Below are 26,084 nucleotides of genomic sequence, written 5' to 3' on the forward strand. Positions count from 1 at the left end.
TTTCAAAAACTGATAAATAAGATATAAACGAAAGCATTATAGATTGTGAGTATTCATTACACCCTTCTACTTTAGAAACATACTTTATAACTCAAAAATGTTCAGACACAATATAAGGTCTGAACACTTTTGGACTCGCTCTAACACCAAAATATCTGTGCTCCTTTTTAAAATATACTTAAATCCCATTCTTTTGCAATATGTTCTAACAACATAATTCCTGGTAAACTATTCCCATACTCATCAATGGCTGGTCCGTAAATACCAATACCACATCCATCTTGAAACGATAAATCCTTCCTAGATTTTGAGGGAACAAGTGTCATAATTCCGCCCGATACCCCACTCTTAGCTGGTAATCCAATGAAAGCAGCAAATTTTCCGGAAGCATTGTACATTCCACAAGTAAGCATTAAAGCTTTTGTTAACCTAGCTACTTCTTTAGGGAGCACTTGTTCTTTGCGAATAGGATGATATCCATCATGTGCTAGTATAAGCCCTATTAAGGCAATATCTTCTGTATTTATTTCAATCGAACATTGTTTTAGGTAAACCTCTAGTGTCTCCTCCACATCTGATTCTAGAAAACCATTCTCCTTTAAATAGTATGCTAATGCTCTATTACGATGAGCCGTTTCCCATTCTGATTGAAATACTATTTCATTAATAGCGGGACGCTTCTCTATCATTTTTTCAATTAATACGTATAGAGATTCTAATTTTTCTTGCACCGATGTCCCTGGCAAAAGTGAAGCTATCGTAATTGCTCCAGCATTGATCATAGGATTAAAAGGTTTTCCTGGTTTATGTATCTCTAAACGAATAATTGAATTAAAGGCATCTCCAGTTGGCTCTACGTCAACTCGTTCTAATACATAAGAAATACCGCGACTTAAACAAGCGGCTATAAAACCGATTACTTTTGATATACTTTGTAATGTGAAAGGTATCTCCCAATCTCCTGATTTTATCATTGTTCCATCTGGCTTTACTATACAAATACCTAACTGCGATACATTTATTTCCCCCAGAGCGGGAATATAACTGGCGCTTCGTCCCTTAGCTGCATACGCTCGATAATGAGCTACCCATTGATCTAAGCAAACTTTTTCTTGACCCTCAACTTGAACGCTAGAATCCTTTATCATTTAATCATATTCCCCCGTACTATTAACTTTATATAGAATGATTTTTTCTTTACTATAATCAATAATATTTGCACTAGAACCAAGAAAAATATTCAGACATATTGCAGTCTGAATATCCTTCTTATTACACACTTTTCTTTTTTGAAGTTTTCTCATAACTATCCCAACATTCAATATTTTCAAGCCCTTTAATGTTTTCTTTATAAAAAATAGGATCTTTACCAGCTTTTTTCTGGTTTATATAATCTTGTAACGCCGCAAATGCTACTTTTGAAAGTAAGGTAATAGCAATTAAATTAATAATAACCATAAAGCCCATAAATAAGTCCGCTAAATCCCATACAATTTGAATCTTTGCAACAGAACCAAATACAATCATAGCCAACACACTTATTCTGTATATCATTAACCACACTTTACTTGTATGTAAGAAGCGAATATTTGTTTCACCATAATAATAGTTGCCAATTAACGCACCAAATCCAAATAAAAAAACAAAGATAGCAAGACAACCCGATGCCCAAGGACCTATGTGTTCACTTAATGCTGCTTGTGTAAGTGCAATACCATTTAATCCCGGTTGTTTATATGCATCAGACAGCAAAATAATAAAGGCAGTGCTAGTACAAATGATCAGTGTATCCGTTAATACACCAAATGCTTGAATCAGTCCTTGTTTCACCGGATGACTTGTTGTTGCTGTTGCGGCAACGTTTGGTGCACTTCCCATACCAGCTTCATTTGAAAATAAACCACGTTTAACTCCATTCATAAGTGCTGCACCAATTGAACCGCCTGCTATTTGTTTAAAACCAAATGCGTTTTGAACAATAAGAGAAAGAACTTCCGGCATTTTTGATATGTTGGTAACTACAACAAATAATGCAACTCCAATGTATAATACCGCTAAAAATACTACCTTGTATTCAGCCATTTTTGCAATACGTTGTACACCACCAAAAATAATCGCAGCGAAAGCAATGGCCATGATTATCCCAACTGTTAGACGATCTGTACCAAATGAGTTTTGAAAAGCAATTGTAACTGTATTTGATTGTACTGAATTGAATACAAGTCCAAAAGTAATTGTGATTAAAATAGAGAATAATACTCCCATCCAACGTTTATTCAACCCTTTTTCCATATAATAGGATGGACCACCGCGGAAACCAGTTTTATCTTTTACTTTATATATCTGTGCTAATGTGCTTTCGACAAAACTAGATGCCGAGCTGATAATAGAAATAATCCACATCCAAAATACAGCTCCAGGACCACCTAATGCAATTGCAATCGCAATTCCTGTAATATTCCCTGTTCCAACGCGGGCTGCCATACCAATACAAAACGCTTGAAAAGGAGAGACTTGATCTTTAGCACCGCTTTTTCCCTCCATTAATACACGGACCATCTCTTTTAACATTCGAAACTGTACAAAATTCAATTTAAATGTAAAATAAATTCCGCAAATAACAAGCATAATAATTAACAATTTAGACCATAAAAAATCATTTGTTGATCCGACTAAATCTACAAAAAACCTTTCCATATCATCACTCCATACCAAAATTTATCTATCATAATCTATATAAAATCACCTATATTTCCTGGTATAAATACCTCTTTCATATTCAAATACAACAAGGATAAAAATTTTCTATATGAATCGGATTGGCCTGCTTAAGCAAACATCACAACATGTAACCGTAAAACTGAAATTTTGAAGTACTTAACGATTATACAAACGGATGCTCTACCCCTTTCTGCAAAACTAATATTTTTATCCACTAACATTGTTGTACTACTATGTTTGTTTCGTTTACCGGTGATTTAAATCATAATAATCAATAGTGATTAAGTGGTTTTTTGTTAATCTTCTCAAGAACATGGAAATATCTCCTTTCTCACTACTAATCTCAAAAATAGGCTAGGTAAAAAATTCGCGAAAACTCTATAAAGCGCTTTCACTATTCAACTAAGAAAATCTTGTCTTTAATTTATAATTAAAAGTACAGAATGTTACGAAAAAGTACAGATTTTTATAAAAACAAAAAATATTTTAAGTTTTTTTCATCTAAAAAACACTGAGATTTTGTGAATTTTATACAGTATCCAAACGTCGCAGATTCTGTTCTACCTAACCTTTGACAAGCCTCTATTTTCTTCATAAAAACATGCGTACTTTTTCTCTTTTAGAACTTCTTATAAAGTATTTGAAATCAAGAATCAATAGGGTATTATAAGAATATTAAAAAAATAAAGCATTTAATTTATTTATGGTATCATACAAAAAACATTTGTTTTCTCAATTAATCCCCCTAGCTGGATTCGTCTATATTGCACATATTTACCACATGAAAGACACTAAGCAAAAAAGGATTTTATTGAAGGGATGAAACATTACAAAACTTTTATTTAGGAACTTATGACATCCTCTTTTCTAGCAATATCGAGTTATCCCAAAAAACGTATATTTACTAACATAGATTACAGGTGGTGTATTGTGAAAGAAATAGTATTCGTTCAAAATAAAAAAAGACTCCTTATGAAATTCGGATTTTTAAAAAAAGATTTAGTACTTACCATTTCACTAATACTAGCAATTGTAAGCTGCTTAATACATTCGCCAAAGATCGAATATATTAACTTTGAAGTGTTAATTAGCTTATTTAATCTAATGGTGGCCATTAAGGCCTTGGAACAGCTAAAGATATTAGACAAACTTGCCGTTGCCATTTTAAATAAATGCAATAACAGCAGGTCAATATCTATTATTCTAATTTTGTTATGCTTTATTTGCTCCATGTTTGTAACAAATGATGTCGCTCTCCTCACTTTTGTACCAATAACACTTGTCATTAGTAAAAAAACACAAATGAACATGATGGATACAATCATCCTGCAAACAATTGCGGCAAACATCGGTAGTAGCTTGATGCCTATGGGAAACCCACAAAATTTATACTTATACTCTTACTATGGAATTAAGCTCATCCCATTTTTAGGTTCAATCCTGCTTTTAGCTGTACTTGGAATTAGTTTGTTATTTATATGTACTCAAAAACTTCAAAAAACAGATTTAAAAATAGAACTACCTGTTATTACCGTGAAAAATCGAAAAAAAGCTACCGTCTGGATTTTAATACTTCTCACTATCATTGCATCTATTTTTGGTGTCATTAATTATTACATTGCGCTAATAGTTACATTAGTGGCAGCATTTACATTAGATAGAAACTTACTATTTAAGATCGATTACTTTCTTCTAATAACCTTTGTCTGTTTTTTTATTTTCATCGGAAACATTTCACATTCGGATGCACTGGAGACATTTGCTCGCGCTAATTTAAGAGGAGATACTTCAGTCTTCTTTAGTTCCATATTTTTGAGTCAATTGATTAGCAATTTTCCTACTTCAATTCTTCTATCAAACTTTACTTCTGATTGGAAAGCTTTATTACTAGGAGTAAATATTGGAGGGCTTGGAACAATTATCGCATCTTTAGCCAGTGTAATCTCCTATAAACTATTCATTCAGGCCAATGTTAAAGAGAGTAAGGCGTATTTAATTAAATTTAGCATTTACAACTTTTCATTTTTAATCATACTTACATGTATACAATACTTTATGTTTAAATTTCTAAAAATTTTTTAAAAAATTAATTCCTTTAGAAAAACCCAAATTCTCAATTTAATGCTGAGATATTTGGGTTTTAATATAGGTATGTTTAAAGAGCTACAACAAAGTTACCATCAATTTAATATTTTGAGATGTTCTCACAGCGAAAATCTTTTAGCTTTTACGTTGTTTATTAGATTTCAGTTCATTTTTGAAGTCTTCTTCACAAAATCCTTAATGTCCCTCAATTTTTTCCTGCTAATATTATCTTTAATGGTTGAATCTATTTCAATTTTTAATTTTGCAAATGCTACTCCTACACAATTATAGATACTTAATCCAAAAGCAAGATGTCTTGCAGTACCACTAAATGCCTTTTTAATATCAATGTCAGGACGATAAACGTTGAGTTTATCAGGCCTTTCAAATACGTTAGAGTCACAGTTTGTTGCACCAATCATACAGTAGTATCCACATAACTAGTTACATTCTCCTTTTTTCTATTGTTAATAGCTTCGTAATAAAAGCTGTTAAACAGCAAAAGTGCGAAGTCTTAAATTAGACTTCGCACCTTATACAAATTTACAATCCGTGAAGATACCAATACAAATGCAATACTAGATACATACTAATCACTCATTATATCTGTTGCTCTTTTAATTGGCCAATGTATAAACAAATCCTTTTACTTAGCCATTCTTCATGATTGGCTTGATTGTTTCTAGATACTTAATCCCTCTATACTCTTTCAAGCGGTAATCCATTCCGATGGAAATTACAAATGACAAAATTTATCCGTTTTTCCTACTTTCTAAATTCAGCAAGTAAAATGTTCTTAAAAACTTCCGGGTTATTAAGGTTTAAACTGTTCGAATTGATAGCGAGTGTATGTTTACCTCCAAGTGTTCCACCAGCAAAAGTGGAAAACCCTGGAACGGCACCCCTGTGTCCCCATACCGAGACACCGTTCGGAAGCTTAATTTCAAGTATTCCAAGACCATATCCGGTTCCCTCTCTATTTGTAGGAACTGTAGTAAGCATTTGTTTTAACTGCTGTTCCTTCAGTAATTTGCCACCTAGTAAGCAAGAGAAGAATTTGTTTAAGTCGTCAGCAGTAGAAATCATATCTCCATCCGAGCTACCTGGGTTAATATAAGTAACATCTTTTAGCTCACTCGCTCCGTCTAGTTGCAAATAGCCACGGGCATGCTTGGTGCCTGGAATCACGCTTGAATTACCAGGTAGAAATGTATTTGACAAATCAAGCGGTTCAATAATCCGATTTTCAACCTCTTCCGCATAGCTGTTTCCTGTTACTTTTTCAATAAGGATTCCTAGTATTACATATCCTGTATTTGAATAAGACCAACCCTTTCCTGGGGCAAAGTCTGGGGGAAGTGAAATCCCCATCTTTACAAATTCTTCAGCCGTATACGATTTTTTTATATCCGTAATATCAAAGTCTTTTGAATTTATATAGTCAGCAATACCACTTGTATGATTCAATATTTGCCGGATCGTAATCTGGTTACCATCATATCCGTTTCCTTGAATAACACCAGGTAACCATTTTTCAATGGAGTCGTCTAGATTCAAACGGTTCTCTCCAGATAATTGAAGTAGAACTGTTGCAATGAACGTTTTCGTCACACTGCCAATGCGAAAGCGAAAATCTGCTTTCATTGGTTTCTTAGTTTTCAGATCGGCTACCCCAGCTGTATAACTCCAAGTTTTCCCCCCCTTAGAAATTTTAGCGAGTATTCCCGGGTATCCAAGTTGCAGTTCATCTCGCATTGCTTTCTTAACGGAAGTACGATCGCTTTGCGTACTTGTTTGTAACGAACTAGATACATTTTGCGTAGGTTCTGCTTTTACAACTGATGTTGGTGTTATGTATAACAGGGAACTTCCAGCTATTAAAAGTGCTAGACTTGCACATGTAATTTTACTGCGTGTTTTCATAAAGAATTCCTCTCTTCTATTTAAATTGTATTGATGGCTAATAGCTGTCTCATATACGAACCACACAGCTATCAACTCTCCCAATGATAAAAGTCAACACTGAATTTGCAATCAACGTACTAATCATTATTTTCACAAACACCATTGTGTTCTAACAATCTCTAAATCACTCTTTTTCCACATACATATTAACCATAGAAATTACTTCTTTTCCTTAAAACACTCTTGTTACTGATTATTTGTTTTATATGTAGGCCGTACTTGTTCCCCCCTTCATGCCTCCTTATATTTTTATCCTACACAATGAAAATCTCTTTTTTCTTACCTATTCCTTACAAATTCCTTACATACAAAATCACTTCTACAATAGGATTGAAGTAGCATCTGTGCCCGAAAGCGCAAAAAACACCGATGCTTTTCGCTTCAGTGTTTTTGCGCTTTACATATTGTAAGATTCGTTTTACTCTTAACAGGTTAAACTGCTGATTTTTTCTAATGCGATTATTCTTCTTGCTATATAAAACAAATTTCATTGTGTTATATGAAACACTATGAAATTTGTCATTAAGGCACATGATTATAAATTTATTGATGTACTTGAGATGGACTCACTTTTTGAATTTGAACAAGTATATCAAACGCTTTACCTAATGATATATCAACAGTTTTTGGTATATCAGGCCCTTCGGTAGTTATTCCAGCGAAAATTGGATGTTGTTCGTTTAACCAAGTTTTTGTCACGCCGTTCGCCTTACGTAAATCAATAAAAAATTGATCTTTTTTAACTTGTCCAAAGATGTAGTTATAACTGTTTGGATCATCCGATTTTAATGTTCCATAGGGGCCAAATTCACCATTGCTATTCTTCACATTGTATTGTCCTTCATAAACTGACGTTCCAATAGATACGTACCGTTTTCCGTAATATTCTGCTAAATGCTGCCCTGCTACTTTAGGGTATATAAAAGAAAGCATATTTGTTTTCGAAACGTGTCCATTATGTCCCCATACAATGGTTTTTCCTAAATGTTCTTCAGTCCACTTCGCATTTTCATACATTGCAATATCATGTTTCAAATAAAAATCCGCTGGTTTATCAGGAGGTGTCGCTAACATTGTAGTAAACTGTTCAATAATACGAGCATTTTGCTTTATCCATACGAACTCTTTAGATTTCCCATTTAAATGACTTTTATTTTCCTCTAATAAAGCACTAATTTGTTTAGCATCTAAAACATACTTTTCTTTTTCTTCTTTCGTAAGGCTTTCAAAAGTATTCATATCCTTTGTTACAGGAATAAGCCCTTTTATCTTCTCTTCTACTCTAGGCAACAGTTTTGAATTGTTCGCTTTAATATATTCTATTATATTATTATAAACATTTTCGTTTACTGATTGAATGTCCATCCCGATGACACGTACTTTCGATTTATGTTTTGGATTAGCATTATATTGCCGAATCCAATCAAGTAAATCTAGCATTTCTTTCGTCTTAAATACAGGTGTTAGATGTTGGCTTGGGTTTCCCTTACCAGTAAGAACATATCGATCAAGTTCCAAGGCCCTGTCCCATCCCTCTTCTAAAACTAGATTGGTAAAGCCCTTTTCAGATACTAAATACTTAACAATGCGGTGTTTCATCGTAAAAACTTCATGAGCCCCATGCGTAGCTTCACCTAAACCTACAATTGAAGCTGAACCTACCATATCCTTAAGTGGTTTCAAATCATTAAGAGATGCAGTTGGATTAGTTGTTTTTAAAGGCTTTGCATGTGCTTCTAACCATTTCGCTATTTGATTTGTATTATAGGGAGCTGTAACAGAAACCTCTGTTTTCGAATCTGCATAAGTATTTCCTACAAAATGAGTCATTGTTATAGCAGAAACAACAATTGCAATAATTATTTTCTTTTTCATAAAAAACCTCCTGAAATATTTACTTATAGCTTTTTGACATACTCTGCCAACTTCCGTTTAAAACATTCATTTTCTTATTACTGTTCAGATACATTTATTCTAGTTCCTAAAACTCACTTATTTCTTAATAGGTTCTTAAGAAATTCTTAATTCACTTATACGAATATAAAACTAAATAAGCTTCAATTCATTGTATTGTAAATTCCTCATTGTATAACATTATAATGTACAGATATTCGTTATAAATGATGTTATCTAAAGTATTCAATTTCAGTATGTATTATTAACGTAGTTAATATATGGTTAATATGAAGTTCCAATTTTTGATTGTTTGTAGTCTCTTTATCATAGAGTTAATTTAGGGGTTATTTTTTGTTCACTTCATTTTTTTCGGCACTCTGCATCTAGACGGTATACCCATTGGCCACAGTTAGACTATTTCAAATCAAAAAAATAGATTACCTGCACACTAAAGAGTATAGCGCACAGGTAATCTAGTTGTTTTTGAGATTAATAAAAAACTAATTTATCTTTTGAATTCTTCCATCAATAATAGACTGAATTGGTTCTTTTGATTTTTTTATATAATCTACTAATGCTTCAAAATCAGTTGGTCCTGTTTCAGCATCTTTACCGTTTTTAAAGGATACAAATCCATCTCCACCTGAAGCTAGAAATGCGTTCGCAACGACGCTGTAAGTTTTAGAAGGAATAATTTCTTCTCCATTTGTTAAGCGAATACTTGTTACTTTTTCTCCATTAGGCTTGTTCGCATCCCAAGTGTATTGGATACCTGAAATTTGAAGCATTCTTGTTATGTCTTTTTGCCATTGTTGATTTAAAATATCACGAATGTCTTGACCTGTTAAATTTACTTTTATTAATTGATTTCCGAATGGTTGAATACCATATATCTCTCCCCATGTAATATCACCAGTATCTAAGTCATTACGAATACCACCAGGATTCATAAGTGCAATTTGGGATTGCATTGTTGTACGCTGAGCATCAGCAACTAAATTTCCAAGAGTAGATTCACCAGCCATATTTTGTTTGCGATCTAGTGGAGCGATAGACTTACCTACAACTTCATTAACAAGAGGTGCGATTTTTGCTTGATATTTCTCCATCTTCTTCTTTATTTTTTTATCAGGCTCTATGCCTTCATGATAAGTTGTAACAATTTCTGCTTTTTTCTCAACAATATCTTGTGTCTTACGATCAATCTTTACATCAACATCAGCAAAAGCCATACCATAAGAATTTGCTTGTACGACAAGTTTATTATTAACAGTTCCATTTACATAGGTGTGGCTATGGCCACCAAAAATAACATCGACTTCTGGATCAGTCTCATTTGCTAATCGGACGATATCACCATTTGTTACGCCGTTCCCATCTGTTATACCTCCGTTATGTGCAAGAACAACGATAGATTTAACGCCTAGTTTTTTTAATTGCTTTACGGATTTGTTAATAGCTTCAACTTCATCTGTAATTTCTACATTCTTTAGCATAGTAGGCATAACAAGGTTAGGAACATCCGTTGTTACGACTCCGATAAAGCCAACAGGAACTCCTTGTACCTTTTTTATAGTGAATGGTGGTAAAAATAAACGACCGGTGGATTTATTATAGAAATTTGCAGCAACATATGGGAATTTTGCTCCTTTAAAATTTCCTGTTTTCTCATGGTATCCACCATAAATAAGGCGGTTCATTTCTTCAACACCTTCATCAAATTCATGATTTCCTATCGTTCCAACATCGAATTTCAAATCATTTAGAAATTCAATTGTAGGTTCGTCTTGTAATAATGCTGAAACAGGAGTACTTGCTCCAACAACATCTCCAGCATGTACCTTTAATGTATTTGGATTTTGTTTTTCACGATCACGTAAATAAGCCCCTAAGTACTCAATTCCCCCTGCATCTTTATTGTTAATTTTTTTTACAGTGTCTAGTTGCCCATGAAAATCGTTAATACCGAGCATTTGTACATCTATGTAGCGATTTTGTTCTGTACTTGCTTGGATTGAAGGCGCAGCAAATACACTAGTAAAAGTAACTGTACTTAATGCTAAAGCAACTGGAATAATTTTTTTCAACATAAAATTTCTCTCCCCTAATTAAAATCTGACATAATACGATGTTATTTTAATATATTAAGAGAATTATTTCCATAAAAATTCTACCAATTATAAAAATTAATAAGATTTTATTGTTTTCTGACAAGATATTTCTTCCTCAAAAAATGTACATTTCTTTGTTTTGAGGATTATTCAAAATATTATCTTGATAGTAATATAGCAATACATCTAAAAGACCTAAAAAACTCTAAACAATACATTTTTGCTGTTAAGAAGAATATTCAATTCGAAACTAATGAAGATTTATCAACCTAACATATCAATACCACCATTTAAAAAGATGCTCCTGGATTTATCCAAGAGCATCTTTTATAAAGCTTTATTTTTTACTTATTTATAATTTATCAACTAACAATTATATAGTTGTAATCAGTCCTTTAAAAATAATAGGAGTGCTTCATTAAATTCTTTAGCATGCGTTGCATTTAGCCCATGTGGACCACCCTTTATTAAGGCTACTTTAGAATTAGGAATTGCTTCATGTGTTAATTTCCCACTATATTCATATGGTACAGTTGCATCAGAATCACCGTGAATAATAAGAGTAGGTATATTAAACTTCTCCAAGTCTTTTCTAAAATCTGTCTTACTAAAGGCGGTAATACAATCAAGTGTTCCTTTAGGTGATGCACTGGCTGCAATATCCCAATTATATAAACGGAATGGCTCACTAACTAAATCTGTTCGATTACCAGCCGCGAAAAATCCCTTAGTAAATTCATCAAGAAATGCAAGGCGGTCATTTATCACACCACTTTTGAATGCTTCAATTGTTGCATCATCTAAGGCCCCTTCAGGATGATCCTCTGATTTGTATAAATACGGAGGAACTGCCCCAGCAAAAACAGCCTTTTCAATACGATCTGTTCCATACGTACTAATATATCGGGCTACTTCGCCTCCACCCATAGAAAAACCAACAAGTGTGACATTTTGAAGCTCTAAATGTTCTAATAGTTGATGTAAATCAGAAGTAAAGGTATCATATTCATACCCTTCCCACGGCTGAGATGATTGTCCAAATCCTCGACGATCATATGTTATAACTCTGTATCCAGCCTCAACAAGAGCAGGAACTTGGTATTCCCAAGATCGACCACTTAACGGCCAACCATGAATGAGTACAACTGGTTTTCCTGTGCCATGATCCTCATAATATATCTCAATTGGTTCTTGCTTTTCGGTTCCTACAGTAATTTTAGCCATGCTTCTACCTCCTAAAAATATTCCAATATGTATCCTTTTCTTCAATAATCTGGATGAATGTCATAACCTATTCATGCACGTTTATGTTGTGAATTCTAAGTATGAAACTCTATTGTTCCAATGCATTCATTTTCTCCTTTTGGAACAATCCCCCCTCTAATGCCTTTTGCATCATAAAATAATTACTGAACATTACTCCTATTCAATTGTAATAACAAAAATAGGTGACTATCAATATCGTTCTATCTATAGGATGTATAGGTAAAACCAATCTATTTTATAGTGAAAACAACTATAGTTACGACCTATACGAATTATAGATAATTTAGAATTGATTAACGAATCAGTTTTCAAATACTATAAATTTGTATAGCACTTCATGTTCTGTGAATGCTGCTATAACCAATATTATTGGTCAGCTTAGTTATAAACGAAGAAACTTATGATAGTATCCGACTATTTAAACTTTCTTCGATTACTTAATTTTTAGGAGGAATACATAATGACTGATCTCTATTCTCGTATTAACAAAGATGATGCTGTTGTGCTTTTAGTAGATCATCAAACTGGTCTTATGTCCGGACTAGTACGTGACTATGGTGTTGATGAATTCAAGAACAATGTTTTAGCTCTTGCTCATACTGCTAAGTTTTTTAATTTACCAGTTATTTTAACAACAAGTTTTGAAAACGGGCCTAATGGACCTTTAATGCAAGAATTGGTTGATCTCTTTCCTCATGCACCAAAAATAGCTCGACCTGGACAAATTAACGCATGGGATAATGATGATTTTGTAAAAGCAATCGAAGAAACTGGAAAAAAACAACTTATCATCGCAGGCGTAGTTACGGACGTTTGTGTTGCTTTCCCGGCACTTTCCGCTATAAAAGCTGGATATGAAGTATTTGCTGTTACTGATGCTTCAGGAACTTTCAGTAAACAAGTTGCAGATGCTGCCAATACACGTATGGCACATAGTGGCGTGCAACTTATGAACTGGTTTAGCGTAGCTTGCGAATTACAACGCGATTGGCGCAACGATGTCGAAGGTTTTGGCAATTTGCTTGCTAGCAATCTTCCAGGCTATCAAAATATAATTGGAAGCTATAGAGGAGCTCAGCGAGATCTTAGTAAACAAAATGCATAAATGTATCTCAAGGAAATAGCTTTAAATCACCTTTTTTAAAGTAGATAGTATAAATTTAGTGCTGATTAAATCAGCACTAAATTTAAATTAAAAAGTATAGTAGAGCTTCAATTGACAGAAGATACATTACTTTCAATAAACAATTGAAAAAGGAGCGTTTTATTATGAGTAATTTAGAATTGTTAAATCCGGAGAACAGTGCCTTAATTTTAATTGATTTTCAACCTCAAATGACTTTTGGAGTTGCAAGTATTGATAGACAAACATTGATTAATAACGTTATGCTACTTGCTAAATCAGCAAAAACTTTTAACGTACCTACTATTCTTACTACAGTTGAAACACGCAGCTTTTCTGGTTATTTTTGGCCACAAATTCTTGATATATTCCCAAACCATGAAATTATAGAACGTAGTTCAATGAACTCTTGGGAAGATCCGAAATTTGTTGAGGCAGTTAAAGCAACCGGTAGAAAGAAATTAATATTTGCAGCACTTTGGACTGAAGTTTGCCTTGCATTCCCTGTGCTTGAAGCAATTAAAGCTGGCTATGAGGTATATGCAGTTGATGATGCTTCAGGTGGTACTAGTTTGACAGCACATAACGCTGCTATGCGTCGTGTAGAACAAGCTGGTGCAATTCCAGTGACAGCAATTCAAGTTTTACTTGAATACCAACGTGACTGGGCACACAAAGACACTTATGATGCTGTAATGGAGATTGTAAAGGAACACACTGGTGCTTATGGTCAAGGTGTAGAATACGCATATACTATGGTGCATGGCGCGCTTCCAAGCAGGAAAATATGAAACAAGAAGGAGTAGCTGTCGAAGAGACTTATACAGGGAACACGATGGATGCTGGCAATCCAGTAACAACGATTGTTACATGGGAAATTCAAGAAGGTAGAGAAAAACAGTTTGAAACATGGAGACATGAAATTGAGGCTGCGGCTACTAAATTCCCAGGACATTTAGGTGTAAATCTAATAGTCCCAAGTAACGAATCCAGAGAGTATACTGTTATTTTTCGCTTTGATACGTATGAGCATCTACGTACTTGGCAAGAATCAGATGTTCGCCGGGATTTGTTAAAAACGGCGGAGCAATTTCAAGCCACTAATCCAACTTACAAAACTGAAAGCAGTTTGGCTTATTGGTTTGTTACTCCGAAAACGCCAGTTCCACCGCCAAAATGGAAAATGTCTATCATTACCCTTCTGGGTGTATGGCCTCTTAGCATGTTAGTTCCTAAAGTGATAGGACCTATTATAAAACATATGAATCCTATTATGTCAGCTTTTTTTGTTTCTGTATGTATAGTGTCCTTGCTATCATGGGTAGTCATGCCGATTTTCGGTAAATTATTTCATCCATGGTTACAAAATAATAGAAAGTAGACGAGGTGTGAACATGAATTTACCGGATATGATCTTATATAACGGAAAAATTACTACCCTTGACCCTTCTCAGCCTGAGGTATCTGCTATCGCCATAACTGATGGTTTAGTCACTGCAGTAGGTGGAGATGAGCTTCTTAATAGTGCCACGGAAAAAACAAAAAAAATAGACCTTAAAAGAAAGAGAGCTATTCCAGGCCTGAATGACTCCCATATACACGTGATTCGTGGTGGTCTGCATTATAATATGGAATTACGTTGGGAAGGCGTGCCATCACTTTTTATTGCTCTAGAAATGCTCAAAGAACAGGCAAGGCGTACACCTGCTCCTCAGTGGGTAAGAGTAGTTGGGGGTTGGTCTGAATTTCAATTTAAAGAGAGACGGATGCCAACATTAGAAGAGATTAATGCTGTTTCTGAAGACACGCCTGTCTTTGTGCTACATCTTTACGATAGAGCACTTGTAAATCGTGCAGGGCTACGTGCACTGGGATACACGAAAGATACCCCAGACCCTCCAGGCTGTTTAATTCAGCGGGATAAAAGAGGTAATCCAACGGGCCTTTTAATTGCTAACCCTAACGCTTCTATTCTTTATTCAAGTTTGGGTAAAGCTCCAGTACTTAATCTTGACGACCAGATTAACTCAACTCGCCATTTTATGCGTGAATTAAATAGATTAGGTATTACAAGTGCCATCGACGCAGGTGGTGGTTTCCAAAATTACCCTGATGACTACAAAGTTGTTGAACATTTAGCCGAGAAGGAACAATTAACTTTGCGTATTGCTTATAATCTATTTACGCAAAATCCTAATCATGAATATGAAGACTTTGCTTCATGGGCAAAAATTGTTTCTCCCGGTCAAGGAAATGATAAGTATAAAATGAATGGTGCCGGAGAAATGTTAGTATTCTCGGCAGCCGATTTTGAAAAATTTCAAATGCCACGGCCCGAACTAGCTACAGTAATGGAAGCCGACTTAAAGAAAGTAATTTCTCTATTGGTGGAAAACCGTTGGCCATTCCGTTTACATGCAACTTATGACGAGTCAATCACACGTTTCTTAAATGTATTTGAGGAAGTTAACAGAGAAATTCCTTTTAATGGGCTACGCTGGTGGTTTGATCATGCAGAAACAATCTCAGATCGTAGTATGGAACGTGTTAAGGCTTTAAATGGCGGTATTGCCATCCAAGACCGCATGGCTTTTCAAGGTGAATACTTTGTTGACTTATACGGAAAGGAAGCTGCAAAGCATACTCCTCCAATTTATCGTATGTTAGACCTTGGTATACCTGTTGGCGCCGGTAGTGATGCAACCAGGGTTTCCAGCTATAACCCTTGGGTTGCTCTTTACTGGATGGTTGCTGGAAAAACCATTGGTGGGCTTTCCATATACGATGAAAAAAATAAACTTGATAGAAAAGTAGCCCTGGAATTATATTCAAAAGGAAGTGCGTGGTTCTCTGGCGATGAAGGTAAAAAAGGAACCCTGGCAGTAGGTCAGTTTGCTGATATTGCTGTATTGTCTGCTGACTACTTTACTGTGCCGGAAGAAGAAATCAAAGACCTTGAATCATTGCTCACCATTATGGGTGGGCAGGTTGTTTATGGAAATAATGAATTTAAAAACTTATCACCTGAATTGCCGCCAGCATCACCTGATTGGTCACCGACGGGCGTTTATGGGTATGGTGGTGCTAACCTAGCCAACACTATACTTTCTCACGATTCCCATGATAACAAGTTACATAGTTGTAGTAACCCTCTCCATCAACACACTCATACCGTAATAGGAAAAGATGGAACTAAATGGGGTATTGGTTGTACTTGCTTTGCTTTCTAAATCAAAACCACCGGTATAATGCCGGTGGTTTTCTTTCTACAATAAGGATATATAAATTCAAAATAGCAGTGTATATCCCTACATGGAATCTGTTACTATGCGATAAGACCGAAGAATTGATTGATTAACTTAACTTGTTTTTGATAGCCTTCTCTCCTTGCAAAGTCTGTCCTTTTTTCCTATCCCCCTTTTTGATCGACTACACCACACATATAAATCCACTGTCCTTCGACTTTAATATAGATTTTAATTTTTTCAATTGTTACACTAGGATCATTATTATTTCTATTACACTGATACTTTTTGAGAATCATTTAACTTCTGCATAAAGATGCGTGCTGCAAAACTTAAAAATTTATCATCAAAGTGTATAAGATTAATATCTTGACTTGGTGTTGGATCAGTAATACGAACTATGCTCAAAGTATCATTATTAACAAAGTTAACCAGTGAAAGAGGTATTATGGCAACACCATGTCCATTGTATACAAGGCTCAATAGAGAAATAGAAGATTTTGTTTCTATATTTGCTTCAGATAAAGATAACCCTAAACTCTCACAATATATCTTAATAGATTCACGACAACTACATGAAACCATTACTCTACTGAGCCCTACTAATTCTCGAAAAGAAACAAATGATTTTTCATTCAAAGGATGATTTTTTGGAATGACAAGGACGAGCTCTTCACTATACAAAAGGGTGTTTGTTAATGTGTCTGGAATTTGAGCACTACGTGTAATCCCGAAATCAATATTTTTGTCAACGATTTGATTTACAGCAACTTCGGATTCTATAATCTTTACTACAATGTTGGGATAATGTTGTTGAAACTTCATAATATAGGGTGTTAAATAAGTGAGATCCTCTAATAAACCTCCTATAGTAATCACACCTCTTTTTACACCCTTTAATTCAAAAATTTCATTATAAACGTCATCAAATTGTTGCATGATAAATTTTCCTTTATCAAATAGCAGCTTACCCGCTTCTGTCATTTTGATACCTCTTCCAACTCGATGAAACAAGGGTGTATCAAGTTCACCTTCTAAAACTCGTATTTGTTGACTTAAAGTCGGCTGTGAAATACCTAGAACTTCCGCAGCTTTAGTAAAACTATTATTATTACAAACTTGAATAAAATACTCTAAATGACGTAATTCCATTCTTGATACCCACTCTCCGCTTTATGAAAGATTTATAATTTAAAGGACGATATGTATACATTAACATAACAACTTTATTTCATATTATACCGATTGAAATTACACGCTTTATTCATTTTGTATTATAATAAATTTACTACCATTTATTAATTTTTCCTCCTATTTATTTAAATTATATTTAATTAGGACATTACTAATTCGAGATATATTTCTAAAGATTTATAGTTCGAGTGCATAATACCCTAATTTTTTCAACTTTTCGATTATCATTTTTTTCTCAGTATAGTCCAAACCACCAAATATTTGCTGAATCGCCTCTTTATGCTGTGGAAAAATAATATCCATTAGTTCAATACCTTCTGAAGTAATTGACGCATACGTGACACGGCGGTCTTTAGGACATGGTTTTCGTATTAAGAACCTCTTCTTTTCCAACTTATCCACTACATACGTGATACTACTACTTGCAAGTAATATTTTGTCTCCAATTTTTTGTATAGGCTGATCGCCTTTACTATACAGTAGCTCAAGCACTGCAAATTCAGTTGGATTAAGTCCATAACTTTTTATATCCTCTTCAATACGCTTAGTAATTGACTGTACTGCCCTTGATAATATAACAAATAACTTTAAAGATAAGCTCTCATCGTTAATCACGCTCATAATTTCCAATCCTTTACAAGTTATCTTGAATTCGAGATTCATTATATTATCGTCAAAATATTATGTCAATCATTCATTTTAGCTTTATCAATCCATTTATAATTTATTTCTCAACATATGACATATGGAATTAGAAGAAAACAATTGTTACTATATAAGTATCTCAATTACGTTATTTCTTTTAAAGAGAGCTTGTTTTTAATCGCAAGTTCTCTTTTGCCATATTCTAAATTGAATCCGGACAAATTTCAGAGTATATGATATAGTTTTTAAATAAAGATTAGAGCTCTCCTACAGGAAGGAGAGCTCTAATCTTTCATATAAATATTCACCATTTTTATCATTGTGAGGACATCAAAACTTTAACTTGATGGGGATATGGTGCTATCTCAATTAATAAATATTACAAACCATATATCTATCATATTTTTTATAAACAGGATTAATTAGATTTAAAAAAAGATTTCTTTTTCTTTACTCGTAATAAGTCACCTGTCCATCCTTTGAATCGCATATACATATACATACCCGCTGTTGTGAAAATAATAAATAAGAGAGCGATTAAATAGCTATATTTCCATTCTAGTTCAGGCATGTATTTAAAATTCATACCCCATAATGCTCCTAAGGCTGTCAAAGGCGTACTCACAGCAGTTAATACAGTAAGAGCTTTCATAATTTCATTCCCACGATGAGAAGAAACAACTTCTTGTAAATGAATCATCGTGTCTAATTCTTCTTGGTACTCTTTAACAAGTTGTAATCCACGCTCTAATTTTACGTATGTTTGTTTATAACAAAGGGTGTTTGTTAGTTTCTCTAACCAAGCTTCTTTTAGGCCTTGTAACACTTCTTGTATTAAGCGAAACACATGTGTGTTCATAAATAATTCATGACGAATATGATAAATCCTTTCTAAAACTGCTATGTTATTATGATGATAAAAATCCCATAATACATTTCTGAAATTGTTTTCAAAGTAGTCAACCTTTCGCAAATAATGAGATATAAACATTGATAAGATAGCACATAATCCTTCAGCGGAACTATTACAATTTTTTGTACCCATAGGGAAATTATGTATTATTTTTTGGAAATCCTCTTCCTCTTTTTCCTGAACTGTTATCAGTATTCCATCAGCTACGAAATAATGAAGAAATTTTTGAATTTTGGCGTCCTTTTTATCTTGATCATATAAAAACGAACCATATACACAAGTTTGACTTGGTGATAACGTATAAACATATAATCCATTTTCACAAGGAGAACTTATTTTCTTTACAAATTGAGCGAAATAAGATGTTACATCACGAGGGATTATAGAAGAAAGTTTTTCAAGCTCACTAGTTTTCACATGATACCAACTCCATTTCGTCATTTTTATGCATTCCATATTATTCTTCCTTTCTAAATAGTTTTATGTTTGATTGAATCATATCCGTAATACGAAATTTGTATGTAGGTATTCATGTCTTGGAGGAAGAGTTTTTAGATCATCTAAATTACAAAATAAATAACATAGGAGGTCTTATTCTTTTAAAAGAAAGACCCCCTATATATTAGTTATTTTTATTTTCAATTTTAAACATTTCCTCTATACAAGCACTTTTTATCTTTTCTTATAAAGAATTTATTATATGTGGAAAAGAAGCTACATAATTTGGCACGTCTATTCAACGAACTCCATTTCATTCGTTATTATAATTTGGATTCATATGCAGATTGATTGGTAATGTCCTCAAATACTTGACTCCCAATAATGTAGTATCCATGGAGTGCAGCCTCTTTCGAAGCGTCTACCATACGGAAAGAAGAAATTTCACTTTGCATTTTTTCAATTCGTTTTTTGTGGAGATCTACTATTCCTCCTGTCCAAATAATAGTGTTATACTGTTCTAACTTAAATTGTTCTTGTAATACACGCATGACGTCTTGGAAGTGTGCATCCAACTCTTTTTGAATCAAAGTATGAACCTGACTTGCCTCATGATTTTCTTCTCGACATTCATATCCTTTTTCTAATATGTTTGGCATGTCGTTAATATGCAATTGATTACTTTCACCCTCATGATTCTGCACGATATTCTTAATATTTTTCAAAGGCTTGCTACATCCTAGTTCCGCCTCATAATGATTTAAAATGACATTCTGTTTCATATCTGTCATTTCTACTGTACGAAATCCGCCATCAATAATTAAGATGCGATCTCGTTCCTGAATGATTCCCTCTTTTAAGAAATAGGCATGTAAAGCGACCGGTTGCTGAAGAATCAAAGCATTTTCCACCGTAATATGAATAAATTTCCCATCAATTTGTACGGAAGTTTCTTTTTTTAGTGCACGTTGTAATTGCTCATGCTGACTACCAAAACAAGTAACGGGGAGCCCAGTAACAACTAGAGGTAACACGACATTTTCTTTATAATCCTTTGCAATGCAACCAAATATTTGTTGTTTAAATCGTTCGCTTTCATAATAATTTTCTATTTCTTCGTCAAATGGAGGAAGAAACGAAGCGTCAGATTGATGTGCTTCATTTCCCATGTAGTATGCAAAATCTAAGTCTATAAAACTTACCTTTGTTAAATCTTCACTTTCAGCATGATTAGGTACAGGGGCTAGTGTGGAAGCTTCACTCTTGATTGTCATCTCAGAATCTACATCCTGTCGGTATGCCCTTTTGGTAAAGCCAATTCCTACATCAATTGCATACAGAGATTTCATACTTTTTTCCTCACTTTCTATTTTTAGAATTAAATCTAGGCACTCTCTTCTTTCCCTTCTTTCACATATTTCTTTTCATTTTTCGTTTTTTCCCCGTCTAAGTTCTTACTATTTTCATTTATTTCGTAATCCTTTTCACCTGTTTTCTTTTTATTATTTTCGTTTTCTGTTAAGTCTTTAATGGTAGAAATGACAACTGGTGTGGCTGTAAGCAGTTGTGGTAATGTTTGTTTTGCAACATTAGCTGCAGTTACAGAAAATTGTTTACTTGTCTCAGTTACCTTCTCCAATGTTTCCTTTATGTTTCCTTCTTGTAGTTTTTCTTTTACGCTTTTTCCTTTTGCTTGTATAGCTTTCCGATTTTCTTTTTTTAATAGGGAGACTATGACTCCGGTCGTAATTCCAATCACAGCATATTTAAATATTGTATGTTTCATTTTTCTCATCCTTTTCTATTTTTATTTTCTTCCATGCTACAAACTAAAATAATTCCCTTACCTATTTATCAGATGTTGCAATCTATTACAGAGAATGATAGTTTTGCGGCTGCCTAGCATTCGCCATTGGTACTTCAGCTGTTACTAGGAGTAAAATCTTCCCTTGATCTAGTTTTTCTTCATATAAGTTAGCTTCCTCCTTCGACAACCCCATTTCTTCCATTTGATTTCGAAGTTCGTCCCCTTTTTTGGAGAAAAAGTTGATAATACTTGTTCCCAATCCTTGTTCTTTTACTCCAATCGTATTTGTGTTTGTATCATCCGCAATCCTTTTTGTTATATGTTTTTCATGTGCTAAAACATAAATGTCATCGTGGCGAACCCCTTGCAATTCTAGCTCTTTTACTTTCATAACTACTTCCTGTTCATTTTGATATTCATAAACTACCGTTTTTCTTTCATTCGTATGCATCGTATCTTTCCTCCTTTAGATTTTTTATTTTTTTATTTAGTTGTTATGTAATATGTAATACACCTATTTTAAAGATGTTAAACCTAAATTTTCAAAAAATTTTACACAATAGGTTATTCATGTTTTTAATATCAAAGAAATGTCACAAGCACTTTGCTTTGATAAAAGCGCTCCAAATAACGATTTGTTTGGAAGGTAAGCCCATTGTTTTATAGAAATCATAGCAAAATAAAAAAGCACTCCTTTTCAAAGAGTGCTTTAAAAAAACATACAACCTAATCAAAATATTTCTATTTTGATTACGGAAAGAAAGTCCTTATTAAAACATATGGTTGCTAATTTAATTGCGATCTGCCTTGCACCCAAGCAGCAATATCATTTATAACATACTCAGGGATATTAGCAGGACTATAATATTCATCTGGCTTACTTATTTCCCCATCACCCTCTGTAAAGAAATGATTTAACTTTGGATATAGTCGATAATCTACGTTATCTCGTTCTTTTAATTGTTCTTTCCAAAGAGGAATTTCAATTTTTGATTGAACTTGATAGTCTCTTTCTCCTTGAATAATAAGAAGCGGTGTCTTTTGTTCTTTTGACATTTCTGCCGCTTTAATTTTCCGTATAGAATCCCAAAATACTGCTGACCCTAAGTAAAAATCTTTTGGGGGATTCTGACCAGAGAAGTTGGGATCATTTAATAATTCAAATTGCGATTTGTAGAATTTATATTGATCCAGGTTCATTGCTCCAATAGAGAAAAGGTACTCAAATTGATCTAAAACAACGTCTTGGATCGTACGAGCTGGCCCTCCCATTACAATTGCTCCAGCAATATTTTTATTTTGGTCTTTTTCAATCATTTTCGGAAGCATCATTCCACCTTGACTATGACCAAGAATATATATTTGATTCTTATTTATTAGAGGCTCATTTTTAAGAAATTGAGTTACAAGAAGAGCATCATCTGTTGTCTCTTTATCAACTGTATAAAAGGGACTGAATTGTGTTTTCAACCCATGTTCATACGTTCTTTTATTATAGCGAAGGACAGCAATTCCCTTCGATGCAAGACCTTCAGCTAAATCGCGAAATGGTTTTAAAGCAAACGCTGTTTCATCCTGATCAGTTGCTCCTGATCCTTGAACAAGAATAACCGCTGGAAAAGGCCCCTTTCCTTTTGGAACCGATAATGTTCCTGGTAATGGAAATGCACCACTTCCAACTACTACTTCTTTATCAACAAATGACTCAGGCTTACTATATGATGGACGCTCTGCAACAGGACTAAACGACATGCTTAGTTGAAAATCGTCTATTTTTCCAGATGGATCTAGTTTAATTAGTAAAGGTACAGTCATTTTTTCAAAAACTAATTGAATCTCTACATTTGTATGAACAGGATTTGTCTCTTTTTGTGTAACCTCTCCAATTTCTATAAAAGAACCTGCTTGTAATTGCACTGGGAGTCCCTCCCAATAGCTCTTCAGCCATTCTTCGGATATTATTTTCTGTAATGACCTTGAGGTTAAATCAAATGCAGATTTATAATCTTCACTATTCATATGGCGAATAAATGAAAGAGTAGTAGATATAATAGGATTTTCATCATCACTATTGTCTACTTTTTTTATAGTTGTGTTTGCTTCCTTTAATTTCGAACTAAATTGGTAGTTAAACGGATAGTTATATGTATAAGGATATAAGCTTGTTTTCAATACTTCCGTATTCCGTCCCTCATACAAACTTGAAGAACTCGTAAAATTTTCAGGTGAAATTACTTCCTCCGCATATGAGACTGAGGGAATTGCTATTGTAAAAATTGCACTGACAAGTAATAACTTATTACTTATTCTTCTTTTCTTACCCATAATTATTGATTCTCCTTCCAAAATTTAAAATTTCTAACAGAACATGCCAACTATAAGGAAAATAAAAATTATTAAAGAGATTAATAATCTATTTTACGCTCCCCCCTAACTAGTTAAAAATCTATCATTAACAAACTTCAATAAAAAATGCCTTCCCCCTCTTTTTTTTATCATCGGATTTTTCAGTGACATAGAAGCGCAGCGCTGCATTACATGTAACTGACCCATGGGGTTCTCTATTCTAAAAGAAAGCAGCACCCCACAAGATACTTTCTTTAATTGTTCTCACTCTAATTTATTTAGATAATTCTCTTATTACTGTAAGATACATTTATTCTAAATCCTAAAACTCACTTATTTCTTGATAGGTTCTTAAGAAATATCAAAAAATAAAGAAAAAAGTTATTTGGTTATTCATTCCGCAAGCTTAATGCTCAAGTTAGTTTTTTTCACACGGTTAAACTTTATTAAGAAAACCTTAAGAAATTCCCCTCTATATTTATAAGAATTTTTTTCTATACTGAAGCATGTAAATGAACAAGAGGAGAAACGATAATGAGAAAATTTGTAATTTGCATATTAGGAATAGGCCTTCCTATATACTTACTACCTTTCATATTACGCGGGGATTTAGACAGATTTAATCCGATTGCTGAAGAAAAAAATGTATATGCCGTTGCGAAAGGATATGGTGTTCCGGATTATCATCAAAAAGGAAAAGCTATGTACTCACTAAAAGCTGTTGATGAATTAAGCAATGAAAAAGAATATAATGTTGGAACGAACACGCCTAATGATTTTATAAGAAAAACTTACTTAAAAATTCATGTAAAAGGAAAGTATGTGTATTCTTACGATATTATTTCTAAAGAGGATATTCCGGAGAAAATAAGGGGACAATTGGAGATAGCAAATAAATAAAAGAGCCAATTCATACGAGTTGGCTCTTTATTCTCTCTTCCATCTACCGCTGGGAGAATTCTTTCGGTAGATTTATTAAATTCGTTATCATTGTTTCAATAACCATTCTTCAATTACTTTCACTGTTTCATCTCGTTGTGCTTTTGGCGTAATTAAACTCGCATTATCACCTTTTTGCTCACCGTACATGCCAAAATTAGCATGATTCCCCCCTTTTATCATGTGCATAGTATTATTCTTTGACATTAACTTTTTATTGTTCTCTATTTTTTCTACAGTTGCTAAAGCATCTACTTCCCCGTAAATTGATAACATTGGAATCGACTTAGTAGAGAAGTCATCTGCAGGATACGAACCTAAGAAAATAATCCCGTCTACCTTTTCTTCATGTTGAAAGGCATACCTAGAAATCATAGCTCCACCCATTGAATGCCCCGCAACATACCATTTTTGAACTTCAGGATACTGTTCAATTACACTATCTACCTCATTTATTCCAAATATCGCTAAATTTAATGGTAACTTAGGCATTACTACAAAATGCCCATCTTTTGCAAGAGCTTCTCCTAAGTAACTATAAGCCTCGGCTTCTACTTTAGCTCCTTGATAAAAAATAACTCCTATTTTTGCATCTTTCTCTCCAAAAACTATATAATCTGCATCTTTTTTATCATCTACTAAAGACAAAGCCTCTTTCGTTGGTTTATAAGTAAACTGAGACCAAGTTAAAAAAGTAATACTTCCGATCATTAAAATACCTAATACAGAGTACAGAACAATTTTTATCCATTTCTTCACACATATGACCTCCCTAAGATGTGTATATTCTATACTTTAGATTATCATTAATAAACATAAAAACTCGAGCATTTTCTTTGTGCTCAAGTTTTCATTTACGTCTTTAATTTATACTATAAATTGTCCAAGATAAATATGTAGCAAATGCAGACCATAAAAAATATGGGATTAGCAACCATGCCGATACTTTAGATAAATTGGAAGAAAACATAATGAGAAGTAACGTAGTAATAGCGACTAGTAAACAATCTACTGTTGCTAAAAATAAATTTTTTTGGCTAAATTGAAAGTAGCTGAACGCTTGATTGAACATATAATTTAAAAGGAAAATAAACCAAAATGTTTTTGGCTTGAATCCATAGTTGTTGTAAATAATTGCAACTGATAATGCAATAAGTCCAAATAATACAGCCCATATCATTCCGATTGTCATACCAGATGGTGTCCAAGACGGCTTTTCTAACGCATCATACCAAGTACGATCAATAGGGAATAAAACACTAGAAACATAAAACAAACCATATGTTAGTAAAAATACTATAATACTAGATTTTTTCATAAACATTCTCCTTTTTACTAGAAGATTATAGAAACTTTATATGATTAGTATGTCCTTGTAATGGATAAAATT

The 26,084-nt window shown here is 33.6% G+C and carries 22 protein-coding genes; 6 read left to right on the top strand and 16 right to left on the bottom strand.

Features of this window, described 5'->3' with window-relative positions; genetic code table 11:
• Positions 1-167 precede the first annotated feature (167 nt).
• Entirely contained in the window at positions 168-1,148 is a 981-nt protein-coding gene (gene glsA / locus ACUL40_RS07735; protein WP_000588648.1) for a glutaminase GlsA, read from the bottom strand.
• 124 nt (positions 1,149-1,272) lie between these two features.
• The gene (locus tag ACUL40_RS07740; protein WP_000439275.1) at positions 1,273-2,697 is read right to left on the bottom strand and encodes an alanine/glycine:cation symporter family protein; all 1,425 of its coding nucleotides are present in this window, start codon (positions 2,695-2,697) and stop codon (positions 1,273-1,275) included.
• Between the two features lie 954 nt (positions 2,698-3,651).
• On the opposite strand from ACUL40_RS07740, the gene ACUL40_RS07745 reads away from it, so the two are divergent.
• The gene (locus ACUL40_RS07745) at positions 3,652-4,803 is read left to right on the top strand and encodes an anion transporter (RefSeq protein WP_000659298.1); all 1,152 of its coding nucleotides are present in this window, start codon (positions 3,652-3,654) and stop codon (positions 4,801-4,803) included.
• A 164-nt stretch (positions 4,804-4,967) separates the two neighbouring features.
• Here the strand turns inward: ACUL40_RS07745 and ACUL40_RS07750 are convergent, their stop codons facing one another.
• From ACUL40_RS07750 to ACUL40_RS07770, 5 genes are all read right to left on the bottom strand, one after another.
• Positions 4,968-5,228, bottom strand: a complete 261-nt coding sequence (locus tag ACUL40_RS07750; RefSeq protein ID WP_445422837.1) for a cytochrome P450 — start codon at positions 5,226-5,228, stop codon at positions 4,968-4,970.
• A gap of 343 nt (positions 5,229-5,571) precedes the next feature.
• On the bottom strand, positions 5,572-6,729 hold the full coding sequence (locus ACUL40_RS07755) for a serine hydrolase domain-containing protein (protein WP_000857790.1): 1,158 nt from the start codon (positions 6,727-6,729) through the stop codon (positions 5,572-5,574).
• A 585-nt stretch (positions 6,730-7,314) separates the two neighbouring features.
• On the bottom strand, positions 7,315-8,646 hold the full coding sequence (locus ACUL40_RS07760) for an erythromycin esterase family protein (protein ID WP_098926026.1): 1,332 nt from the start codon (positions 8,644-8,646) through the stop codon (positions 7,315-7,317).
• A gap of 521 nt (positions 8,647-9,167) precedes the next feature.
• On the bottom strand, positions 9,168-10,757 hold the full coding sequence (locus ACUL40_RS07765) for a bifunctional metallophosphatase/5'-nucleotidase (RefSeq protein ID WP_322367891.1): 1,590 nt from the start codon (positions 10,755-10,757) through the stop codon (positions 9,168-9,170).
• Between the two features lie 408 nt (positions 10,758-11,165).
• Positions 11,166-12,002: a bromoperoxidase gene (locus ACUL40_RS07770; protein ID WP_001074300.1), complete on the bottom strand. Its 837-nt coding sequence runs from the start codon at positions 12,000-12,002 to the stop codon at positions 11,166-11,168.
• Positions 12,003-12,504: 502 nt separating this feature from the next.
• Between ACUL40_RS07770 and ycaC the strand changes: the two genes are divergently transcribed.
• The 4 genes from ycaC (at position 12,505) to ACUL40_RS07790 (ending at position 16,397) form a co-directional block, all read left to right on the top strand.
• Positions 12,505-13,149, top strand: coding sequence for an isochorismate family cysteine hydrolase YcaC (gene ycaC / locus ACUL40_RS07775; protein WP_000131227.1), 645 nt, complete (start codon positions 12,505-12,507; stop codon positions 13,147-13,149).
• Positions 13,150-13,313: 164 nt separating this feature from the next.
• Positions 13,314-13,958, top strand: a complete 645-nt coding sequence (locus ACUL40_RS07780; RefSeq protein ID WP_000067162.1) for a hydrolase — start codon at positions 13,314-13,316, stop codon at positions 13,956-13,958.
• Positions 13,955-14,548, top strand: coding sequence for an antibiotic biosynthesis monooxygenase (locus ACUL40_RS07785; RefSeq protein WP_078421379.1), 594 nt, complete (start codon positions 13,955-13,957; stop codon positions 14,546-14,548). Before ACUL40_RS07780 ends, ACUL40_RS07785 begins: the two co-directional genes overlap by 4 nt.
• 13 nt (positions 14,549-14,561) lie before the next feature.
• Entirely contained in the window at positions 14,562-16,397 is a 1,836-nt protein-coding gene (locus ACUL40_RS07790) for an amidohydrolase (RefSeq protein ID WP_001052854.1), read from the top strand.
• A gap of 288 nt (positions 16,398-16,685) precedes the next feature.
• On the opposite strand, the gene ACUL40_RS07795 is transcribed toward ACUL40_RS07790, so the two are convergent.
• From ACUL40_RS07795 to ACUL40_RS07825, 7 genes are all read right to left on the bottom strand, one after another.
• A complete protein-coding gene (locus tag ACUL40_RS07795) occupies positions 16,686-17,564 on the bottom strand; it encodes a LysR family transcriptional regulator (RefSeq protein ID WP_000423188.1) in 879 nt (292 codons plus the stop codon).
• A 219-nt stretch (positions 17,565-17,783) separates the two neighbouring features.
• The gene (locus ACUL40_RS07800) at positions 17,784-18,227 is read right to left on the bottom strand and encodes a MarR family winged helix-turn-helix transcriptional regulator (RefSeq protein ID WP_000111425.1); all 444 of its coding nucleotides are present in this window, start codon (positions 18,225-18,227) and stop codon (positions 17,784-17,786) included.
• Between the two features lie 442 nt (positions 18,228-18,669).
• Positions 18,670-19,620: a magnesium transporter CorA family protein gene (locus ACUL40_RS07805; RefSeq protein ID WP_000388923.1), complete on the bottom strand. Its 951-nt coding sequence runs from the start codon at positions 19,618-19,620 to the stop codon at positions 18,670-18,672.
• 305 nt (positions 19,621-19,925) lie between these two features.
• Entirely contained in the window at positions 19,926-20,951 is a 1,026-nt protein-coding gene (locus tag ACUL40_RS07810; RefSeq protein WP_063220667.1) for a ParM/StbA family protein, read from the bottom strand.
• A gap of 35 nt (positions 20,952-20,986) precedes the next feature.
• The gene (locus ACUL40_RS07815) at positions 20,987-21,388 is read right to left on the bottom strand and encodes a peptidase U61 (RefSeq protein ID WP_119683644.1); all 402 of its coding nucleotides are present in this window, start codon (positions 21,386-21,388) and stop codon (positions 20,987-20,989) included.
• An 85-nt stretch (positions 21,389-21,473) separates the two neighbouring features.
• Complete coding sequence (locus tag ACUL40_RS07820) at positions 21,474-21,860, bottom strand: general stress protein (protein WP_000557320.1); 387 nt, start codon at positions 21,858-21,860, stop codon at positions 21,474-21,476.
• Between the two features lie 335 nt (positions 21,861-22,195).
• Positions 22,196-23,734, bottom strand: coding sequence for an alpha/beta hydrolase (locus ACUL40_RS07825; protein ID WP_445422836.1), 1,539 nt, complete (start codon positions 23,732-23,734; stop codon positions 22,196-22,198).
• Positions 23,735-24,289: 555 nt separating this feature from the next.
• On the opposite strand from ACUL40_RS07825, the gene ACUL40_RS07830 reads away from it, so the two are divergent.
• Positions 24,290-24,655 (top strand): YxeA family protein, encoded by a 366-nt coding sequence (locus tag ACUL40_RS07830; RefSeq protein WP_001225224.1) that lies wholly within the window; start codon positions 24,290-24,292, stop codon positions 24,653-24,655.
• Positions 24,656-24,742: 87 nt separating this feature from the next.
• Here the strand turns inward: ACUL40_RS07830 and ACUL40_RS07835 are convergent, their stop codons facing one another.
• Together ACUL40_RS07835 and ACUL40_RS07840 are read right to left on the bottom strand one after the other, a co-directional pair.
• Positions 24,743-25,453, bottom strand: a complete 711-nt coding sequence (locus ACUL40_RS07835) for an alpha/beta hydrolase (protein ID WP_025688069.1) — start codon at positions 25,451-25,453, stop codon at positions 24,743-24,745.
• A 103-nt stretch (positions 25,454-25,556) separates the two neighbouring features.
• Positions 25,557-26,012 carry a TspO/MBR family protein gene (locus ACUL40_RS07840; protein ID WP_025688067.1) on the bottom strand — a complete coding sequence of 152 codons (456 nt, stop codon included), beginning with the start codon at positions 26,010-26,012 and terminating at the stop codon, positions 25,557-25,559.
• Positions 26,013-26,084 lie beyond the last annotated feature (72 nt).

The organism is Bacillus sp. KNSH39, assembly GCF_052656585.1.

What these genes read in the sequence shown, in the direction of transcription:
- ACUL40_RS07765 (WP_322367891.1), bottom strand. Translation starts at nt 10,757, where the DNA reads ATGTTGAAAAAAATTATTCCAGTTGCTTTAGCATTAAGTACAGTTACT.
- ACUL40_RS07790 (WP_001052854.1), top strand. Translation starts at nt 14,562, where the DNA reads ATGAATTTACCGGATATGATCTTATATAACGGAAAAATTACTACCCTT.
- ACUL40_RS07800 (WP_000111425.1), bottom strand. Translation starts at nt 18,227, where the DNA reads ATGAGCGTGATTAACGATGAGAGCTTATCTTTAAAGTTATTTGTTATA.
- glsA (WP_000588648.1), bottom strand. Translation starts at nt 1,148, where the DNA reads ATGATAAAGGATTCTAGCGTTCAAGTTGAGGGTCAAGAAAAAGTTTGC.
- ycaC (WP_000131227.1), top strand. Translation starts at nt 12,505, where the DNA reads ATGACTGATCTCTATTCTCGTATTAACAAAGATGATGCTGTTGTGCTT.
- ACUL40_RS07770 (WP_001074300.1), bottom strand. Translation starts at nt 12,002, where the DNA reads ATGGCTAAAATTACTGTAGGAACCGAAAAGCAAGAACCAATTGAGATA.
- ACUL40_RS07780 (WP_000067162.1), top strand. Translation starts at nt 13,314, where the DNA reads ATGAGTAATTTAGAATTGTTAAATCCGGAGAACAGTGCCTTAATTTTA.
- ACUL40_RS07820 (WP_000557320.1), bottom strand. Translation starts at nt 21,860, where the DNA reads ATGCATACGAATGAAAGAAAAACGGTAGTTTATGAATATCAAAATGAA.
- ACUL40_RS07750 (WP_445422837.1), bottom strand. Translation starts at nt 5,228, where the DNA reads ATGATTGGTGCAACAAACTGTGACTCTAACGTATTTGAAAGGCCTGAT.
- ACUL40_RS07740 (WP_000439275.1), bottom strand. Translation starts at nt 2,697, where the DNA reads ATGGAAAGGTTTTTTGTAGATTTAGTCGGATCAACAAATGATTTTTTA.
- ACUL40_RS07755 (WP_000857790.1), bottom strand. Translation starts at nt 6,729, where the DNA reads ATGAAAACACGCAGTAAAATTACATGTGCAAGTCTAGCACTTTTAATA.
- ACUL40_RS07810 (WP_063220667.1), bottom strand. Translation starts at nt 20,951, where the DNA reads ATGAAATCTCTGTATGCAATTGATGTAGGAATTGGCTTTACCAAAAGG.
- ACUL40_RS07830 (WP_001225224.1), top strand. Translation starts at nt 24,290, where the DNA reads ATGAGAAAATTTGTAATTTGCATATTAGGAATAGGCCTTCCTATATAC.
- ACUL40_RS07840 (WP_025688067.1), bottom strand. Translation starts at nt 26,012, where the DNA reads ATGAAAAAATCTAGTATTATAGTATTTTTACTAACATATGGTTTGTTT.
- ACUL40_RS07795 (WP_000423188.1), bottom strand. Translation starts at nt 17,564, where the DNA reads ATGGAATTACGTCATTTAGAGTATTTTATTCAAGTTTGTAATAATAAT.
- ACUL40_RS07785 (WP_078421379.1), top strand. Translation starts at nt 13,955, where the DNA reads ATGAAACAAGAAGGAGTAGCTGTCGAAGAGACTTATACAGGGAACACG.
- ACUL40_RS07825 (WP_445422836.1), bottom strand. Translation starts at nt 23,734, where the DNA reads ATGGGTAAGAAAAGAAGAATAAGTAATAAGTTATTACTTGTCAGTGCA.
- ACUL40_RS07760 (WP_098926026.1), bottom strand. Translation starts at nt 8,646, where the DNA reads ATGAAAAAGAAAATAATTATTGCAATTGTTGTTTCTGCTATAACAATG.
- ACUL40_RS07805 (WP_000388923.1), bottom strand. Translation starts at nt 19,620, where the DNA reads ATGGAATGCATAAAAATGACGAAATGGAGTTGGTATCATGTGAAAACT.
- ACUL40_RS07815 (WP_119683644.1), bottom strand. Translation starts at nt 21,388, where the DNA reads ATGAAACATACAATATTTAAATATGCTGTGATTGGAATTACGACCGGA.